The 17553-nt window shown below is 74.0% G+C and carries 14 protein-coding genes and 1 tRNA gene; 5 read left to right on the top strand and 10 right to left on the bottom strand.

Translation table 11 applies throughout. The features are described from left to right. The first annotated feature begins 170 nt into the window (after nucleotides 1–170). Both AC3ET4_RS04085 and AC3ET4_RS04080 read left to right on the top strand, forming a co-directional pair. Nucleotides 171–2375 (top strand): elongation factor G-like protein EF-G2, encoded by a 2205-nt coding sequence (locus AC3ET4_RS04085; RefSeq protein WP_431945948.1) that lies wholly within the window; start codon nucleotides 171–173, stop codon nucleotides 2373–2375. A gap of 190 nt (nucleotides 2376–2565) precedes the next feature. Continuing rightward, nucleotides 2566–4209, top strand: coding sequence for a hypothetical protein (locus tag AC3ET4_RS04080; RefSeq protein WP_431945946.1), 1644 nt, complete (start codon nucleotides 2566–2568; stop codon nucleotides 4207–4209). Nucleotides 4210–4350: 141 nt separating this feature from the next. On the opposite strand, the gene AC3ET4_RS04075 is transcribed toward AC3ET4_RS04080, so the two are convergent. Then, nucleotides 4351–4911, bottom strand: coding sequence for an HIT family protein (locus AC3ET4_RS04075; RefSeq protein WP_431945945.1), 561 nt, complete (start codon nucleotides 4909–4911; stop codon nucleotides 4351–4353). Nucleotides 4912–4976: 65 nt separating this feature from the next. On the opposite strand from AC3ET4_RS04075, the gene AC3ET4_RS04070 reads away from it, so the two are divergent. Next, nucleotides 4977–5654, top strand: a complete 678-nt coding sequence (locus AC3ET4_RS04070) for a potassium channel family protein (RefSeq protein WP_431945943.1) — start codon at nucleotides 4977–4979, stop codon at nucleotides 5652–5654. 28 nt (nucleotides 5655–5682) lie between these two features. Here the strand turns inward: AC3ET4_RS04070 and thrS are convergent, their stop codons facing one another. From thrS to AC3ET4_RS04055, 3 genes are all read right to left on the bottom strand, one after another. Beyond that, nucleotides 5683–7665 (bottom strand): threonine--tRNA ligase, encoded by a 1983-nt coding sequence (gene thrS / locus AC3ET4_RS04065; RefSeq protein WP_431945941.1) that lies wholly within the window; start codon nucleotides 7663–7665, stop codon nucleotides 5683–5685. A gap of 161 nt (nucleotides 7666–7826) precedes the next feature. Beyond that, complete coding sequence (locus AC3ET4_RS04060) at nucleotides 7827–9017, bottom strand: hypothetical protein (RefSeq protein ID WP_431945939.1); 1191 nt, start codon at nucleotides 9015–9017, stop codon at nucleotides 7827–7829. Continuing rightward, a complete protein-coding gene (locus AC3ET4_RS04055) occupies nucleotides 9017–9583 on the bottom strand; it encodes a DUF4365 domain-containing protein (protein WP_431945937.1) in 567 nt (188 codons plus the stop codon). Before AC3ET4_RS04055 ends, AC3ET4_RS04060 begins: the two co-directional genes overlap by 1 nt. Nucleotides 9584–9753: 170 nt before the next feature. Here AC3ET4_RS04055 and AC3ET4_RS04050 point away from each other — a divergent pair, with 170 nt between their 5' ends. Next, on the top strand, nucleotides 9754–10494 hold the full coding sequence (locus AC3ET4_RS04050; protein ID WP_431945936.1) for an exonuclease domain-containing protein: 741 nt from the start codon (nucleotides 9754–9756) through the stop codon (nucleotides 10492–10494). Nucleotides 10495–10638: 144 nt separating this feature from the next. Here AC3ET4_RS04050 and AC3ET4_RS04045 read toward each other — a convergent pair. Then, nucleotides 10639–10710: transfer RNA gene (locus tag AC3ET4_RS04045), tRNA-Val, on the bottom strand. Between the two features lie 38 nt (nucleotides 10711–10748). After that, the gene (locus tag AC3ET4_RS04040) at nucleotides 10749–11225 is read right to left on the bottom strand and encodes an SRPBCC family protein (protein ID WP_431945934.1); all 477 of its coding nucleotides are present in this window, start codon (nucleotides 11223–11225) and stop codon (nucleotides 10749–10751) included. Nucleotides 11226–11305: 80 nt separating this feature from the next. Here AC3ET4_RS04040 and AC3ET4_RS04035 point away from each other — a divergent pair, with 80 nt between their 5' ends. Continuing rightward, on the top strand, nucleotides 11306–13702 hold the full coding sequence (locus tag AC3ET4_RS04035) for an SCO7613 C-terminal domain-containing membrane protein (protein WP_431945932.1): 2397 nt from the start codon (nucleotides 11306–11308) through the stop codon (nucleotides 13700–13702). An 87-nt stretch (nucleotides 13703–13789) separates the two neighbouring features. On the opposite strand, the gene AC3ET4_RS04030 is transcribed toward AC3ET4_RS04035, so the two are convergent. Genes AC3ET4_RS04030 through AC3ET4_RS04015 form a run of 4 tightly spaced genes read right to left on the bottom strand, consistent with a single transcriptional unit; the run spans nucleotide 13790 to nucleotide 17539 of the window. Beyond that, on the bottom strand, nucleotides 13790–15244 hold the full coding sequence (locus tag AC3ET4_RS04030; RefSeq protein ID WP_431945930.1) for a glycosyltransferase 87 family protein: 1455 nt from the start codon (nucleotides 15242–15244) through the stop codon (nucleotides 13790–13792). Beyond that, nucleotides 15241–16140, bottom strand: coding sequence for a class I SAM-dependent methyltransferase (locus AC3ET4_RS04025; protein WP_431945928.1), 900 nt, complete (start codon nucleotides 16138–16140; stop codon nucleotides 15241–15243). Before AC3ET4_RS04025 ends, AC3ET4_RS04030 begins: the two co-directional genes overlap by 4 nt. Next, nucleotides 16137–16793: a TIGR04282 family arsenosugar biosynthesis glycosyltransferase gene (locus AC3ET4_RS04020; RefSeq protein ID WP_431945926.1), complete on the bottom strand. Its 657-nt coding sequence runs from the start codon at nucleotides 16791–16793 to the stop codon at nucleotides 16137–16139. Before AC3ET4_RS04020 ends, AC3ET4_RS04025 begins: the two co-directional genes overlap by 4 nt. After that, entirely contained in the window at nucleotides 16790–17539 is a 750-nt protein-coding gene (locus AC3ET4_RS04015; RefSeq protein WP_431945925.1) for a glycosyltransferase family 2 protein, read from the bottom strand. Before AC3ET4_RS04015 ends, AC3ET4_RS04020 begins: the two co-directional genes overlap by 4 nt. Between the last annotated feature and the right edge of the window lie 14 nt (nucleotides 17540–17553).

Genomic DNA, 17553 nt, shown 5'->3' with positions numbered 1-17553 from the left:
TTCCGGCACATCTCGCTGGCTCCCGTCCCGTCGCGGCCCGTACGACGTATGGACGCGCCGTGAGGCGCGTGGGAAGGTCGAATTACCGCGGGCGCCATTGCAGACCGCCTGGGCGGGTGGTCTCCCGTGGCGCCAGTCCCCATGCCGTGACGGACCGGGAGGCGAGGCACATGGGTGACAGGAGAGAGGCAGGTCCGGGAGCCGCCGGAAGGGCACGGGCGGCCGACCGGCCCGAGGACGTACGCAACGTGGTGCTGGTCGGCCACAGTGGCTCCGGGAAGACGACACTGGTCGAGGCGCTCGCCCTGGCGACAGGGGCGGTGAACCGCGCCGGGCAGGTGGCCGACGGGGCGACCGTCTCCGACCACGACGAGATCGAACACCGTCAGCAGCGCTCGGTACAGCTCTCGCTCGTACCGGTGGAGTGGGACGGAATCAAGATCAATCTGCTGGACTCCCCCGGGTACGCCGACTTCGTGGGGGAGCTCAGGGCCGGTCTGCGCGCCGCGGACGCGGCCCTCTTCGTCGTCTCGGCGGCCGACGGCGTCGACGGGGCGACCCGCATGGTCTGGGAGGAGTGCGCGGCGGTCGGCATGCCGCGCGCGGTCGTCGTCACGCACCTGGAGTCGGCCCGGGCCGACTTCGACGAGATGACCGAGACCTGCCGCGAGGCCTTCGGGGGCGACTCCCCCGACGCGGTGCTGCCGCTGTACCTCCCGCTGCACGGAGAGCAGACCGCGGAGGGCCACGCGCCCGTGACCGGGCTCGTCGGCCTGCTGTCGCAGCGGGTCTACGACTACTCCTCCGGCAGACGCGAGGAGCGCCCCCCGGACGAGGGGCAGCTGCCGCGGATGCGGGAGGCGCGGGCCCGGCTCATCGAGGGGATCATCGCCGAGAGCGAGGACGAGACCCTGATGGACCGCTATCTCGGCGGCGAGGAACTCGACCTCAAGACGCTGGTCCAGGACTTGGAGCGGGCCGTGGCACGCGGCTCCTTCCATCCCGTGCTGGCCGCCGCGCCCGCCGCCGAGGGCTGCCGGCAGGGCATCGGCACCGTGGAGCTGCTGGATCTGATCACCGGCGGCTTCCCGACGCCGCTGGAGCGCGGGATCCCGCACGTCACGACGCCGCAGGGCACCGCGCACCCGCAGCTGGCCTGCGACCCGGAAGGGCCGCTGGCCGCCGAGGTCGTGAAGACCTCCTCCGACCCCTATGTGGGGCGGATCAGCCTCGTGCGGGTCTTCTCCGGAACCCTGCGCCCCGACGAGACGGTCCACGTCTCGGGTCACGGCCTGGAGGACCGCGGCCACGAGGACCACGACGTCGACGAGCGCGTCGGCGCCCTGTCCTCGCCCTTCGGCAAGCACCAGCGCACGGTGCCGCACTGCGTGGCGGGAGACCTCGTCTGCGTCGCCAAGCTGAGCCGCGCGGAGACCGGCGACACGCTCTCCGCCAAGGACGACCCCCTGCTGATGGAGCCCTGGCTGATGCCGGACCCGCTGCTGCCGGTCGCGATCCGGGCGCACAGCAAGGCCGACGAGGACAAGCTGTCCGTCGGCCTGTCCCGGCTCGTCGCCGAGGACCCCACGATGCGGCTGGAGCAGAACCCGGACACCCGGCAGGTCGTGCTGTGGTGCCTCGGGGAGGCGCATATGGACGTGGCGCTGGAGCGGCTGCGCACGCGCTACGGCGTGCAGGTCGACGCCGTGCCGCACAAGGTGGCGCTGCGCGAGACCTTCGGCGAGAGGACGGCGGCGCGCGGACGGCACGTCAAGCAGTCCGGCGGGCACGGCCAGTACGCCATCTGCGACATCGAGGTCGAACCGCTGCCTGTCGGCTCCGGCATCGACTTCGTCGACAAGGTCGTCGGCGGCGCCGTCCCCCGGCAGTTCATCCCCTCGGTGGAGAAGGGCGTACGTGCCCAGGCCGCCAAGGGCGTGGCCCTGGGCTTCCCGGTCGAGGACATCCGCATCACCCTGGTCGACGGCAAGGCGCACTCCGTGGACTCCTCCGACGCCGCCTTCCAGACGGCGGGCGCGCTCGCCCTGCGCGAGGCGGCCTCGCAGTGCCGCATCCACCTGCTCGAACCCGTCAGCGAGATCCGGGTGATGGTGCCCGACGAATACGTCGGGCCGGTCATGAGCGACCTGTGCGGCCGCCGCGGCCGGGTGCTGGGCACCGAACCGGTGGGCCAGGGGCGCACATTGGTGCGGGCCGAGGTACCGGAGATCGAGATCGGGCGCTACGCGGTCGATCTGAGGTCGCTGTCGCACGGCACCGGACGGTACGGCCGCAGCTACGCGCGGCATGAGCCGATGCCGCCTCAGCTGGCGCAGAGGCTGAGGGAGCAGCACGGGAAGGACTCCGGCAAGTAGCCCCCGAGCAGCTGCTGCGAGCGGGAGGTCGACGGCCCGGCGGACGATCTTCTTCCGCCGGGCCGATGACGCATGTCACATGCCCCGTATACGCTGGGTGGGCGGTGTCGCAGGTGTGGCGGCGCCGCGGCAGGGGAAAGGGCCGGGACGGGTTCACTTCCGCGCGGGCGGGGACCAGAAGGGGGCGGCAGTGACCGACGGTTTCGACTTCCTGAGCCCGGGCGCGCAGATACCGCTGAGCGGTTCCGACGGGCAGACGGGAGCCACCCAGGCGCTCGCTTCGGCCGCGTACCGCGACACCCCCCTGAAGGCCCTGTCGGAGGCCGACAACGGTGTGTCGTCGGCCACGGAGCCGAAGATCCAGCTGCTGCGGGCGAATCTGGGCGAGGCCTTCGCCCGCGCCGTGCAGAACCGGATGCTCGGCGCCGGACGCAACGAGTTGGTGCAGTCCTTCGGCGCCGAGCCGCAGACCGTCGTCGAGCACTGCCTCGCCGCCAACCGGATCCGCCAGGAACGCGACACCAAGCTGACGGCCGTCATGGCCGTGTTCGGCCTGCTCTTCCTTCCGGGGACGCTGATCTGGCTGGGCGCCTTCCAACTGCGGGCCGCCATACGGAAGCCCGAGAACTCCCGGGCGGGGCTGCTCGGCTCGGTGGTGTTCGTCGTGGTCGGCTTCCTCACCCTCCTGTTCATCGTCAACCCGCCGCTCGCCGGCTTCTGGTCGCAGTACCTGCGGGTGATGCTGGTGGCCCCGGTGCTCGGCTGGTTCTGGGCGCAGCGCATCTGCGAGCAGACCGCCAAGGATCTGCGCGAACGCTGGGCGGGCCTGGTCTCCGGCAGCGGTGTCGGCGCCAAGATCCCCGAGGCCGTGCCGCGCAACCCCCACCAGACACGCGCCGAGACCCTGCGCCAGAACCTGGCCAAGCTCTCCGCCGAGCAGCAGAGCAACGTGGTCTTCTACGCCGGCCACAAGGGCATACTCGGCATGGGCGCCCGCTGGGGCGCCTGGCGCATGGCCGAGGAACTCACCCCGCGCGAGGGCCTGAGCGAGATCCACCCGTTCCGCAGCTGGGACGTGATCAAGGCGATCCACGGCAGGCTGCGCTCACTGGAGCTCGGCCCCCTGCACACCGGCGGCTTCCCCAAGCCGCACGTGCAGCACTGGATCGTCTCCCATGTCGGTGCGGACGCGAAGAAGATCACCCGGCCCACCGGAACGGATGTCGACGGCTACGTCGTCCGGGACTTCGAGATCCAGCGGATCTGCAACGAGCAGCAGTTCGACAAGGGCAACCGGCACTATCTGGGCGTGCAGTTCGTGGTCTGGGACGGCCAGTTGGTGATCACCATGATGGTCACCGTGACCGTGCTGGCGAGCACCCTGCGGGTCGAGGTGACCGGGCACGCCCTCGGCCCCGTGCTCTCCCTGTTCACCACGGCGCCGGAGGCCAAGGAGAAGGAGGTGGCCCACCCGCTCAAGTTCTGGGAGAAGAAGAAGGTGCAGCTGCCCCTCGTAGGGAGCGACGAGGTGGTCCGGCTCGCTGCCCGCGCCCCTTTGACGCGCTTCCCCCAGATACTCGACCACCTCGGTGGCAAGATCACCCTGCCCGAGCCCTTCGGTCTGCGGCACAGCTGGGCCTCGACGCCGTGGACGCACCGCTTCATGGCCGACGACGCGCTGCGCGCCGCCACCCCGGTGCTCCGCGCGGTGCACTCCGCGGCCATCTCCGTCATGGCGGAGAACGGCGTCGACGTCTCGAAGTTCGACAACCGCTCGGGCATCCTGAGCAACACGGTGCAGGACGCCTCGCCCGACGACGTCGACGTCTACTGACGAGGCCCGGCGGGGTGGGACGTCAGGGCTGAGGGCAGTCAGGGACGGGGCGGAGCCGGGGGGGCGGAACCGGCCCCGCCCCCGGCTTCCGGACCGACCGCGGGCGCCGCCGCGTAGGCGGTGGACGCCGCGGCGCGGCGGTCAGCCGGCCGGCCAGGCGTCGGCGAGCATCTTGCGCGTGTCGGCGAGGAGCTGCGGCAGCACCTTGGTGTGCCCGACCACCGGCATGAAGTTGGTGTCCCCGCCCCAGCGCGGTACCACGTGCTGGTGCAGGTGCGCGGCGATCCCCGCGCCCGCCGATGCGCCCTGGTTCATGCCGATGTTGAAGCCGTGCGCGCCAGAGGCGGAGCGCAGCGCGACCATGGCGCGCTTGGTGAACTCCGCGAGCTCAGCGGTCTCCGGCCCGTCGAGGTCGGTGTAGTCCGCGACATGGCGGTAGGGCACCACCATCAGATGGCCGCCGTTGTAGGGGTAGAGGTTCAGGACCGCGTAGACGGCGTCTCCGCGCGCGATGACGAGCCCGTCCTCGTCGCTCATCTCCGGAATCACACAGAAGGGGCAGCCGTCCCCGGCCCCGGGGCCGGTCGGCTTGTTCTCGCCCTGGATGTACGCCATGCGGTGTGGTGTCCACAGGCGCTGGAACGCGTCCTGCGTCCCCACTCCGTTCTGCAGTTCCGGCTCACTCGTCATGCCTTGCAGCATATGGCGTCGTCCCCGCCCTGCGTGTCGCCGGGGGCACTCCGGGCGGCGGGGCCGATGCTGGCCCCATGCCCATGGATGACGAGCGGCGGCTGCGTGAATGGGAGCGTTGGGGCAGCGTGCCGCTGTCCCTCGCGTCCCTGGTGTTCCTCGTCACGTACGCGGTGCGCGTGCTCGTCCCGGACCTGCCGCCCGGCTGGTCGGACCTACTGCTCCTGATCACCCTCGCGACCTGGGGACTCTTCGTGCTGGACTACGTGGTCCGAGTGGCCGTCGCGCCGGACCGCTGGACGTACGTCCGCCGGCGCTGGCTCGACCTGGTGGTGGTGTTCATGCCGCTGCTGCGCCCGCTGCGCATGCTGCAGTTCTACGGACAGATGCAGAACCGCTACCAGCGGCCGCGGCTCTCCCTGGAGGTTCGGGTCATGGCCTACGCAGGGCTCAGCGCCCTGCTGCTCGGCTTCGCGGCGAGCCTGCAGGTCTACGCGGACGAGCGGTACGCCTCCGGCGCGGAGATCCGCACCTACGGCCAGTCGGTGTGGTGGCTCTGCTCCACGATCACCACGACCGGGTACGGCGACCTGGTCCCCGTGACGGTGCGCGGGCGGGTGATCGCCGTGGGCGTGATGTTCCTGGGCGTGATCCTGATCGGCGCGGTCGTCGGGTCCTTCTCGTCCTGGCTGATCAAAAGCTTCCGCCGACCCGAGGAGCGGCCCGACGCACCGGGGCCCCCGGAGGGCGAATAGCCTCCGGGGCCCCGGTGCGTCCGGTCGCTCAGACCTGGACGCGGTCCTCCACGGCCTTGGCGATCTCGGCGATCGCCTCGTCGCGCGGGATGCCGTTCTTCTGCGAGCCGTCCCGGTAGCGGAAGGAGACCGACCCCGCCGCCATGTCCTCGTCACCGACGATGACCATGAACGGCACCTTGCTGCGCTGCGCGTTGCGGATCTTCTTCTGCATCCGGTCGGCGGAGGCGTCCACCTCGACCCGCAGACCCTTCTTCTTCGCCTCGGCGGCGAAGTCCTGCAGGTAGGACACGTGCGCGTCGCCGATCGGGATGCCGACCGCCTGGACGGGGGCCAGCCAGGCCGGGAACGCGCCCGCGTAGTGCTCCAGCAGCACGGCGAAGAAGCGCTCGATGGATCCGAAGAGCGCGCGGTGGATCATGACCGGGCGCTGCTTGGAACCGTCGGCCGCCGTGTACTCCAGATCGAAGCGCTCGGGCAGGTTGAAGTCGAGCTGCACGGTCGACATCTGCCAGGTGCGGCCGATGGCGTCCTTGGCCTGGACGGAGATCTTGGGACCGTAGAACGCGGCGCCACCCGGGTCGGGGACGAGCGGGAGGCCCTGCTTCTCCGCCACCTTCCGCAGCGTCTCCGTGGCCTCCTCCCAGATCTCGTCGGAGCCGACGAACTTCTCCGGGTCCTTGGTGGACAGCTCCAGGTAGAAGTCGGTCAGACCGTAGTCGCGCAGCAGGTTGAGGACGAAGGTGAGCGTCTTGTCGAGCTCGTCCGCCATCTGCTCCTTGGTGCAGTAGATGTGCGCGTCGTCCTGGGTGAACCCGCGGGCGCGGGTGAGGCCGTGCACGACACCCGACTTCTCGTACCGGTACACGGTGCCGAACTCGAACAGGCGCAGCGGCAGTTCGCGGTAGGAGCGGCCGCGCGCGTCGAAGACCAGGTTGTGCATCGGGCAGTTCATGGGCTTGAGGTAGTAGTCCACGCCCTCGTCGAGCTGCATGGGCGGGTACATGCCGTCGGCGTACCAGTCCAGGTGGCCGGAGGTCTCGAAGAGCTTCCCCTTGGTGGCGTGCGGGGTGTAGACGAACTCGTAGCCCTCCTCCTCGTGGCGGCGGCGCGAGTAGTCTTCCATGACCCGGCGGATGATGCCGCCCTTGGGGTGGAAGACCGCCAGGCCCGAGCCGATCTGCTCCGGGATGGAGAACAGGTCGAGCTCGGCGCCGAGCTTGCGGTGGTCGCGCTTCTCGGCCTCGACGAGGAAGTCCAGATACTCCTTGAGCTCGTCCTTGGACGGCCAGGCGGTGCCGTAGATCCGCTGCAGCTGCTTGTTCTTCTCGCTGCCGCGCCAGTAGGCGGCGGCCGAGCGCATCAGCTTGAACGCCGGGATGAGCCGGGTGGTGGGCAGGTGGGGACCGCGGCAGAGATCCTTCCAGCACAGCTCGCCGGTCTTGGCGTCCAGGTTGTCGTAGATCGTCAGCTCGCCGGCGCCGACCTCCGCCGAGGCGCCCTCGGCGGCCTCGGCGGCGGAGCCCTTGAGTCCGATCAGCTCCAGCTTGTAGGGCTCCTTCGCGAGTTCCTCGCGGGCCGCGTCGTCGCTGACGGCACGGCGGGAGAAGCGCTGCCCGCGCTTGACGATCTCCTGCATCTTCTTCTCGATGCGCTTGAGGTCGTCGGGGTGGAAGGGCTTCTCGACGTCGAAGTCGTAGTAGAAGCCGTCCTTGATCGGCGGGCCGATGCCGAGCTTGGCCTCCGGGAAGAGCTCCTGCACGGCCTGGGCCATCACATGGGCGGTGGAGTGGCGCAGGATGTCGAGGCCGTCCGGGCTGGCGATCCCCACGGGTTCGACCACGTCGCCGTCGGCTACCTCGTACGCGAGGTCCTTGAGCAGGCCGCCCACACGCGCGGCCACGACGGTGCGGTCGCCGTCGAAGAGCTCGGCCGCCGTCGTGCCCGTGGTGACCAGCCGCTCTTCCTGCTCCTCGGAATCGCGTTTGATGATCACACGGACGTCTGACACCGGTTGCTCCTGACGTATGTCCCACAGAATCCGGCAGCGGAATGCTGCACCGCTGAATCCTACCGAGCCGCGCGGGTGTACCGCGAAGCGATTGGCGCCGGTCCCTCCGCGGGGGCGACGCCGCCTGCACGGCGGGCGCCGTCAGCCGCCGTCGGGCACCGTCAGCCGCCGAAGGAGTCCTCGAAGGTGTCGACTCCGCCGTGCAGCGCCTTCAGCAGCCGGTCGCGGTCGGCCTCGTCGACGTGGACGGGAACCGGCGCGGAGGGGTGGGTGAGGTGGCGGAAGCCGGTACGGCGCTCCAACCGCCCGGAGAGCCGGACGGGCAGCCCGACCAGGTGCGCCTGGGCCGCGATGCGGTACCCCTCCTCGGGAAGGACGACACGTATGTGCCGGACGTCGGCGCCCGCCAGGACGCGCAGCCGGATGGTGCCGCCCCCGGTCGGTCGCGGACGGCGCAGCCTGGTGACGGTGCCGGTGACGCGTACGTCGACCGGGGGTTCGGCGCGCACGTACCGCTCACTGGCGGCGACCAGCGCCGGGAGGTCGCCGGGGGAGAACTCGACCGGTTCGGGCACGGTCGTGAACCCCGTGGGCGGGCCGGCCGCGGGGGCCCAGGCGAGGCTGACCAGCACGCCCTCGGTGCCGCGCACCATCCGAACCAGGGAATCGGCCAGTTCGTGGCAGACGCCGAGGCCGACGGCCGCGTCGAAAGCCTCCATGCGGCCGGTGGCCCGCTGGTAGTCCACGGCGTCCCGGGTGGCCTGCAGGGCCCGCAGCATCGTGGCCACGGTGCCGCGCCCCTCGGTGACCGGCACATAGGCGGTGAGCCGGTGGCCCGGGGCGTCACCGACCAGTACCCGCTCCAGCAGGGCCGCGGCGTGCCCGGTGTGGCGCGCGCCGAAGTAGCCGAAGCGGTCCTGCTCGGCGCGGGCGGCGGACATCAGCATGGCCCGCGCGGCGGCGCGCAGCTGCTCCGCCGCCGTCCACGGCACGGCCGCGCCCGCGGCCGGTGGCGGCTCGCGGTGCCAGCGGATCTCGTCGCCCGGGACGGCCAGCGCCGTCAGCACCTCGCGTGCCGAGGGCTCGCCGCAGCGGGCGAGCGCGTGCAGGGCCTCACCCAGCAGCTCGGAGTGGTCGGCGTAGCGGGCGGCGCCCGGGACGCTCCGCTCGGGCACCAGGAGGCTGGTCCGCGCCATGGACTCCCCATCGCCCGGCGGCGTCCAGCGGGTGTAGCGGCCCGGGGCGCCCCCGCGCCGCCGCCAGCCGTGCCGGGCGAGCAGGGCGACGAGAACGCCCGGGTCGACCTGCTCGGGGTCGGGCGGGACGATTGCGTCGTCGGACGTCCGGCTCATCAGGGCCTCCCTCCCGCCCCGACCCGCGTCATGATCTCGCACAGGGCCCGGTCGTCGAAGATCCGCGCGGTGGGGATCCGCACGGTGGTCTTGCGCCTGCCGGTCACCGCGTGGCCGGCCAGGTTCGTCCAGTAGCAGCAGTGGCGCAGCTCCAGGCGGTCGTGGCCGGCGCGCAGCCACTCCTCTTGAGTACGCGGCACGAGCATCACGACGAGGATCTTGTGCACCGAGACCGGGGTCCGGGCCAGTTTCACCAGGTGCTCGTTGTCGAGAGTGAAGGCGAAGCTCGGACCGGCAGGCCGCGGGGCGACCTGGTAGGTGCATTTGAGCTGCACCTTGATCGTGACCTCGTCGTCCACTCCGTGGCCGTGCGAACTGTGGCTTATGTGCCAGTCGATGCCGTTGTCCGGGAAGGGCTGGGCGAGCGAGCAGCCGGCGGCGGCCGCCACCGCGTGCAGATATCCCACTTGGAGGGTTTCCATGCAGCTGGTGGTGGCGAGTCCGCCGCGCAGCGGTGTGTTCCGCTCGGACAGCAGCCCACCCGGGCCTGGCTGCTCGAGCGCCATCGCTCTCCGTGCCTTTCCGGGCCCGGGAATCCTGACGATCCCCGCTGCGGAGTTCATCCCCACCAGTGACAAGTCGCAAACCGTTGCGGTTCGGTGACGTGCGGTCACGGGTACGTACCGTAAGGGCGTCCGTCGGCCGCCCGATCCCCCGACCGCACGGGAGGTGCGCCATGCCGCACTGGTACGACGGCCCGCTGGCCGCCTTCGACACGGAGACCACGGGGGTCGACGTGGAGCACGACCGGGTCGTCTCGGCGGCGTTGGCGGTCGAGGACGCCCCTGGCACACCCGTCCGGACGACCCGCTGGCTGGTGGACCCGGGCGTCCCGGTACCCGAAGGGGCCCGGGCGGTGCACGGGCTGGACGACGACTACCTCCGCGCGAACGGACGCCGTCCGGGCCCGGTGGTGGAGGAAGTGGCCCGGGCGCTCGGCGAACTGGCCGCGGCCGGGGTGCCGCTGGTGGTGATGAACGCACCCTTCGACCTGACGCTGCTCGACCGGGAGTTGAGGCGCCATCGCGGCAGGGCGCTCGACGCCTACCTGGTCCGCGGCCCGTTGCGCGTCCTCGACCCCCGGGTCCTGGACAAGCACCTCGACCGCTACCGCAAGGGCCGCCGCACCTTGACCGACCTGTGCGCCCACTACGGTGTGGCCCTGACCGACGCCCACGACGCCGCGGCGGACGCCCTCGCCGCGCTCGCCCTCGTACGGGTGCTGGGGCACCGCTTCTCCGCGCGGATCGGCGAGGTGCTGCCCGCCGAACTGCACGCCCGGCAGGCGCTCTGGCACGCGGGCCAGGCCCGCGGGCTGCAGGCGTGGTTCGCCCGCAGCGGCACCGAGGAGCGGGTCGACCCGGCCTGGCCGCTGCGACCGTCGCCGGCACGGGCCCCCGAGGAGCCCGCGGCGTAGGACTCCCCCGCGTCACGCCCGGGGAGTTGCCGCCCGGTGCCGTGCGGCACCGCGTCGTGCGACACCGCGTCGTACGGCACCGCGTCGTGCGGCCCGGTCACACGGCGAAGGGCCGGTCCGTGATGGACCGGCCCTTCGTGAGGGTGGGCGATACTGGGATCGAACCAGTGACCCCTTCGGTGTGAACGAAGTGCTCTCCCGCTGAGCTAATCGCCCGGGACGACCTGAACAATACAGGGCGCGGGCGGCTGCGTTCAAACGGCTTCCGCGCCGGGTGCGCCCTGCGCGCGCAGGGCGGCGGCCATGCCGCGCCGCCCCTGCCGCATCATCAGGGCGTGGTTGGCCCGCAGCAGCGGGCGGCACGGCACGGCCAGCCGCCGCAGCAGCGGCTTGTTGACGACCACGTCCTCCTCGAAGAGCAGCCGGGTGCCGCCGCCCGTGTGGTCGGCGGCCGCCGTCCACCGCACCCACCCCTCCAGGTCCCCGTACAGCGCCGCCTCCAGGACCCGCTCCTGCGGGTCCCGGCGCGTCTCGTGCGCGGTGACGGACAGGTCGTACGGCAGCAGCGAGCGGAAGCGCAGGGCGCCGGAGCTCGCACCGGTCCGCCGCGCCTCGCGGACCTGGGGCCACCAGGCCGGGTACTCGTGCGGGCGCTCCAGGAGGGCGTACACGGCCTCGGGTGCGGCGGCGATCCGCCACAGGCTGCGGAAGCGGTAACGGCTCCAGTCCATGGGGTCAGTGTGCGTACTCAAGCCGGAGATGAGTACCGGCGCGCATGCCCGGGTGCGTGGGCCGCGTCACACTCCGAGCCATGGAGACGACGCCCCCGCCGCACGACCGCTGCCCCGCGTGTGGAACCTGGCTGCCCGCGACGGCGCCACCGCCCGCGTGCCCGCGCTGCGCGCTGCCCCTGACCGGCCCGGTCGCCGAGGAACTGCGGGCCACCGACCGGGCACTGCTGCGGCTCGACTCCGAACGCGGCCGCCTGCTCGTGCGGCGCGGGGAGTTGCTGGCGCTGCTGCGGCCGCCGCAGCCGCCCGCACCGCGGGGCGGGCGGCCGGGCGCGGCCTGGGGCCGCGGTCCGGGCGCGCCCGGGGGTGCCGCGCCGCGGCGGGAGGCCTCGCCGCACGCGGTGCAGAACCTGCTGCTCGCCCTGGGCGGAGTGCTGCTGGCCGTCGCCGCGACCGCGTTCACCGTCATCAGCTGGGGCCACCTCGGCATCGGCGGCCGCGCCGCCGTCCTTGCCGCGCTGACACTCGCCGCGACGGGCGCGCCGGCGCTGCTGCTGCGCCGCGGGCTGACCGCGACGGCCGAGGTCGTCGCCTGCCTGGGCCTCGTCCTGCTGCTGCTCGACGCGTACGCGCTGCACCGCGTGGCCCTGTCCGGCACGGACGGGCTGCGCTACGCGGCGGTGTCCCTGGCCGTCGTCACCGCCCTCTGGGCCGGGTACGGGAAGGCGCTCGGGCGGCTCGCGCTGCCCGCGCCCTTCGCCGTGCTCATCGGCCAACTCCCCCTGCCGCTGTGGGCGTCGGCCACGGAGTCGGCCTACGGTGTCACCTCCGCCCTGCTCGTCACGGCCGCGCTGGACGCGGTGGCCGCCCTCCGTTCCGGCGGACGCGGCACGCGGATCACCGCCGCCTGCGCCGGCACGGCCGTCGGGGCGGCAGGGCTGCTCACCGCGGGCGGACTCTCCTTCTCGGCCGCCGACGCTGGTGCGGCCCTGCGCGCCGGCGCGCTGCTGCTGGGCGCCGCGGCGGTGGCGCTCGCCGTCGCGCTGCGGCGCACCGTGCCCGCCGCGGTGGCCGGAACGCTCTCGGGGGGCGTGGCGCTCACGGTCGTCGGCGCGGTGGGCGGGCTCGCCCGGACCGCTGTGCCCGGTGGCTGGGTCGTGCCGGGGTACCTGGTGTGCGCGGCGCTCGTCCTCGGCTTCGCGGCCTTCGCCGTCCCGGTCCGCCTCCGCCCGGTGGCCGCGGGGCTGGGGGCGGGAGCCGCCGCCGTACACGCCCTGGCACTGCTGTGGGCGCTGCCCTCGCTGGCCGTGGGCGTGCTCAGGCCCGACGCGTGGGAGGGCCGGTACGGCGCGGTCGTGGTGGCCGGGGTGTTCGCCGCCGAACTGGCCGCTGCGGCGCGGCTGCACCGCGGCACCGCGTACGGCCCGGTCGCCGCCTGCGGCGCCCTGGTGTCGGCGGCGCTCGCCGTGTGCGTGCCCGGCCCGCTGCCCTTGCGGCTTGTCGTCGTGGCCGCCCTGCTCGCGCTGTCGGCCAGAGCCCTCGCCAGAGCCCTCGCCTGGACCGCCCTGGCGGCTGCGTGCGGGCTCGCCGCGACGGCCGTCGCCTGGGTCCACCCCGAGCGCACGGCGACGCTCACCGTGCTCGCCGTGCTGCTGGCCTGCTTCGGCGCGCTGTACGCCGCGGCGGCACGCACCCGCGCGGTGACCGCCGCCGCCACGGTCGTCTGCGCGGCCGGCCTCGCCTGGATCGGACTGCCCGCCCACGCGGCGGCATTCACCCTCCTGGCCATCGCCGCGGCCGCCCAGAGCGCCGCCCTGCGCGCCCCCGGTCGCCCCTTCGAGGACCCCGGTCACGCGGCCGCCCTCCTCGGGGTCGTCCTCGTCGCCGACGACCCCGCGCTGCTCGCCCTCGCGCTCGCCCTCACGGGCGTCCTCACAGCGGCCGTCGCGGCGCTGCGGGCCGACCGGCGGTGGCTCGGATACGTGGCGACCTGCCTGCTGACAGCGGCGAGTTGGGTGCGCCTGGCGGCGTCCGGGGTCGGCGCCCCGGAGGCGTACACCCTCCCCGTCACGGTCGCCGCCCTGGCCCTCGGCGCCCTGCGGCGGCGCCGCGACCCCGCGTTCTCGTCCTGGGCGGCCTACGCCCCGGGGCTCGCCGCGACCCTCCTGCCGAGCCTCGCCGCCGCCTGGGGCGACCCCGGCTGGGGCCGCCCCCTCTGCCTGGGCGCGGCCTCGCTCACGGTACTGCTCCTCGGTGCCCGCCACCGGTTGGCCGCGCCGCTGCTGCTGGGTTCGGCGGTGCTCGCGCTCGACGCGCTGCACGAACTGGCTCCGTACCTCGCCCAGGCCCTCGGCGCGGTACCCCGCTGGGTGCCGCTCGCCCTGGCGGGCGTCCTCCTGCTGGGGATCGGGGCGACGTACGAGCGGCGTCTGCGCGACGTGCGCCGCGTGCGGGAGGCGCTGGGCCGCCTCAGGTGACGGTACGTGCGGGTGGGAGGTCCGCCCGCCGCCGGGGTTCCCGCCCGCGCCCCGCCCCGGCGCCGCGCAGGCCCGGCGCGGCCTCTCTCAGGAGCGCGGGCTCCTCCGCAGGAGTCGTCGTGCGGCGGCGGTGCGCAGCCAGGCGCCGCTCGCGACGCACACGGCCGCCGTGCCGTACGTCACCGCCTGGAGGGGGAAGCCCGGCAGGAGCGGACCGCCGAGGTAGAGCGCGGTGCCCGCGAAGGTGACGGTCAGCCACTCCCAGCGCCCGTCGAGCGCGACAAGCCCGACGAGCAGCAGGGAGTACCAGGGGTAGTTGGGCGAGACCAGCAGCAGCGCGGTACCGGTCAGCATCAGGGCGCCGCGCCACGGCCTGGCCGGGTCGCCCCGTCGCCACACGTACAGGGCCGCGAGGACGATCAGTACGCCGGCGGCCGCCCCCGCGGCGGCGTCCGGGAGCAGCAGACGCAGCAGGGCGAAGCGGCGCACCGCGTCGGGCTGGTAGCCCTCCTCCGCGAGGTAGCCGGGCAGGTAGCCCAGGACGCCCGCGCCCGAGGCGAAGGCGTACGGCAGATAGGCGAGCGCGATGACGGCCGCCGCCGCCGACACCGTGCGCAGGACGCGGCCCGCCCCGCGCTCCCCCGAGAGAGCGCCGGGAAGCGCCAGAAGGGGCAGCAGTTTCACGGCGGCGGCCGCACCGAGCAACGCGCCCCGCCGGGCCCCGGCGGTGGCGGTGCCGAGGGCCAGCACGGCCAGCAGGACACCGAGGGTGTCGATGTGCGCGTTGTCGACCGCCTCGAAGGGGACGGCGGGGCACCAGGCCCACAGGGCGGCACGCGCAGGGGCCCGGTCCGGGTCGCCGCGCCGGCGCAGCACCGCCAGCAGGGCGGCGGTGGTCCCGAACGCCAGCAGGGCTCCGCCCGCCTGGAGCGGCTTGTGCCGGTCGCCGGGCGAGGAGAGGAGGTCGACGGCGAGGAACCACCCTTCGGCGACCGGTGGATAGATGGTCGGGACGGTGGGGCGGTTGATCCGGGAGCACAGGCCGCTGTCCGTCCGGGTCAGTCCCCAGCCCCGGCAGGAGTCCTCGGCGGGGAACAGCCAGCCGTCGCGCAGCCTGGCCAGTTCGGGAGCGGCGGGCGGACGGGCGTACGGGGAGATCCCGGCTGCCTGGACGCGGCCGTCCCAGACGTAGCGGTACATGTCGGTGCTGGTGCGCGGCGGTCCGGCGAGGCCGGCCAGCGCCACGGCGGCCGCTCCCGCCAGGACCAGCCCCGTCGCGGCGCGCGCCGGGACGGTGCGGACGGCCCACGCGGAGGCGGCGAACAGCGCCCAGGCGACGGCGTATCCGGCCGGCAGCAGGCGGCCCGGGCCGCCCTGCCCGTCGTCCGCTCGCAGGGTGCAGACGACGACGGCGGTCAGTGCGGCCAGGAGGAGGACGACGGCGATGACGCGGACACGGGCCGGTACGCGGTGCGCAGACGTCCCGGGACGCACGGGCGGCGGCTGCGGCATGCGGGGCGGTGCGGGGGCGGTGTCGCTCATGGCCGCTGCCGCCTTCCGGTGGCCGTGGGAGAGTTGTCGCGCCGTCCTGTCCGGGGGCGGCGCAGTTCCACGAAGGAGCGGCCCTCGGCGGTCCAGCGCCCCGCCGCGACCCACCCCGCGCCTTCCGCGGTGCGCAGCAGGACGGTGACGCCGAGTCGGGCCCAGGGAAAGGGGCGGCCGTGCCGGCCGTGGCCGTCCTCGACCCGGACGACGAGGCGCTCGTCCGCGTCGTACGGCGCGGCCTCCGCCAGGAGGCGGCCACCGGGCGCGGTCAGGGCGCGCAGGCGGGTGAGGAGGGCGAACGGGTCGCCGCCGATGCCGACGTTGCCGTCCATCAGCAGGACGCTGTCCCAGCGGCCCTCCCCCGGCAGGCGGTCGAAGACGGAGCGGCGCACGGCGGAACCTCCGCGCTGCCTGGTGCGGGCCACCGCGGCCGGGCTGACGTCCACTCCGAGAGCCCGGACACCCCCGGCGGCGAGGGCCGCGACCAGGCGTCCGGGCCCGCAGCCCACGTCGAGGACGGCACCGGTGCAGCGGTCCAGGACGGCGGTGTCGGCGGTGTCGGCCGCGGCGCACCAGCGCTCGATGTCCAGCGGCAGCAGTTCCCCGTCCGCCCCAAAATCCCCGGAGTTCTCGGAGCCCCCGTCGCCGGGCGGTGGCGAGACCGGCGACAGACGCCGCAGGAAGAGCGGGCCGCGACCGGTGCGTATGGCGTGCGCATAGGGGTCGTCCGTCCATGGCTCGCCCGGCAGGCACGGGTCCGGCCGGGTGTCCGGATGCGGCGGTACGCCGAGGTCCGCCGGCCGCGCCGGCACGGTCCGGCCGGTCCACGGCGCCGCCGTCCGCGCCGTCCTTCCGGCGAGGGCGGGGTCCGGACCGCCGGGCGCGGCGCTCACCGGCGCTCTCCGCTCAGCGAGTGCAGCGCGGTGGCGAAGCGCGAGCCGGGTGCGCAGCAGGCGGCGACCGCGGCGGCGTCGGCGGCGGTGTCCACGTCCCGCAGCACCGGCAGGTCGCGGACCGTGAGACCCGCCTCGACGAGCCGGCGCCTTAGTGCCGCCCCGGTGCGCTCGGTGGACATCGGCACGCCCCGCACCAGGGCCGCGGCGAGTCCGGGATCGGCGAGCCCCAGCGCCCAGAAACCGCCGTCCTCGGCCGGACCGAACCAGGCGTCGTGGCCTGCGCCTGCGGTCTCGGCGAGGAGCCGCGCCGTCAGCTGCGGGGTGTCCATGCCGATGAGGAGGGCCGGTCCGCGGTCGCAGTGGCCGAAGGCGGCCGCGATCCGCTCGTCGAGGCCGCCGTCCTCCTGGGGCACGACATCGAAACCGGGCGGCAGCCAGCGACCGGGGGCGCCGTCCAGGACGAGCACGCGCCGCCGCGCGGGTGCCTCGAGCACGGTGTGCAGGGTGTCGGCGAGCGCGGCTTCCGCGAGGGTGGCCGCTTCCCGGGGCGTGTAGGGCGGGGTGAGCCGTGTCTTGACCCGTCCCGGGACGGGTTCCTTGGCGATCACCAGCAGCGTGGCCCGCGGCGGGGCCGGGTGACGGGCGGTCACCGCCCGGCGCCCCGGGAGGGGGCCGCCGGCTCGGGTGCGTCGGTGCCCGCTCCGGCGCCGACCGCGACCGGTTCGGCGAGGACGGAGCGCATGTCGCGTACCGCCTGCCAGGTGCCGCGCCAGGTACCCGTCACTTTGGAGCGGCCCGTGCGCGGCCGGTAGGGCACGTCCGTCTCCCGCACCCGCCAGCCGGCGTCGGCGGCGCGGACGACCATCTGCAGCGGATATCCCGACCGACGGTCCGTCAGGCCGAGGGCGAGCAGAGGTTCGCGGCGGGCGGCGCGCATCGGTCCGAGGTCGTGCAGGCGCAGGCCGGTGCGCCGGCGGACCATACGGGCGAGTTCCACGTTGGCCAGCCGGGCGTGCAAGGGCCAGGCGCGCCGTGTCACGGGCCTGCGGCGTCCGAGGACGAGGTCGGCCGCGCCGTCGAGGACGGGACCGGCGACGGCGGGGAGCAGAGCGGGGTCGAGGGAGGCGTCGCAGTCGCAGACGCAGACGACGTCGGCCGTCGCGGCGGTGACGCCCGCGTGGCAGGCGGCGCCGAAACCGCGCCGGGGTTCATGGACGACATGCGCCCCGAGGGCGCGGGCGATGTCCGCCGAACCGTCGGTGGAGCCGTTGTCGACGACGATCGCGCGCCATCCCGGCGGGATGCGGTCCAGCACCCACGGCAGGGCCTCGGCCTCGTCGAGGCAGGGCAGCACCACGTCCACGGCGGCGGAAGGAGAGGAGGAGGACTCGATCACCCCACTCACCCTAC

The sequence above is a fragment of the Actinacidiphila sp. bgisy167 genome, from assembly GCF_057707665.1.
This window is presented reverse-complemented; position numbering and strand designations above follow the sequence as displayed.

Bases quoted from the DNA above. Each gene is read 5' to 3' on its own strand.
- AC3ET4_RS04085 (WP_431945948.1), top strand. From the start codon at position 171: ATGGGTGACAGGAGAGAGGCAGGTCCGGGAGCCGCCGGAAGGGCACGG.
- AC3ET4_RS04075 (WP_431945945.1), bottom strand. From the start codon at position 4,911: ATGCTGCAAGGCATGACGAGTGAGCCGGAACTGCAGAACGGAGTGGGG.
- AC3ET4_RS04070 (WP_431945943.1), top strand. From the start codon at position 4,977: ATGCCCATGGATGACGAGCGGCGGCTGCGTGAATGGGAGCGTTGGGGC.
- AC3ET4_RS04060 (WP_431945939.1), bottom strand. From the start codon at position 9,017: ATGAGCCGGACGTCCGACGACGCAATCGTCCCGCCCGACCCCGAGCAG.
- AC3ET4_RS04055 (WP_431945937.1), bottom strand. From the start codon at position 9,583: ATGGCGCTCGAGCAGCCAGGCCCGGGTGGGCTGCTGTCCGAGCGGAAC.
- AC3ET4_RS04050 (WP_431945936.1), top strand. From the start codon at position 9,754: ATGCCGCACTGGTACGACGGCCCGCTGGCCGCCTTCGACACGGAGACC.
- AC3ET4_RS04040 (WP_431945934.1), bottom strand. From the start codon at position 11,225: ATGGACTGGAGCCGTTACCGCTTCCGCAGCCTGTGGCGGATCGCCGCC.
- AC3ET4_RS04035 (WP_431945932.1), top strand. From the start codon at position 11,306: ATGGAGACGACGCCCCCGCCGCACGACCGCTGCCCCGCGTGTGGAACC.
- AC3ET4_RS04030 (WP_431945930.1), bottom strand. From the start codon at position 15,244: ATGAGCGACACCGCCCCCGCACCGCCCCGCATGCCGCAGCCGCCGCCC.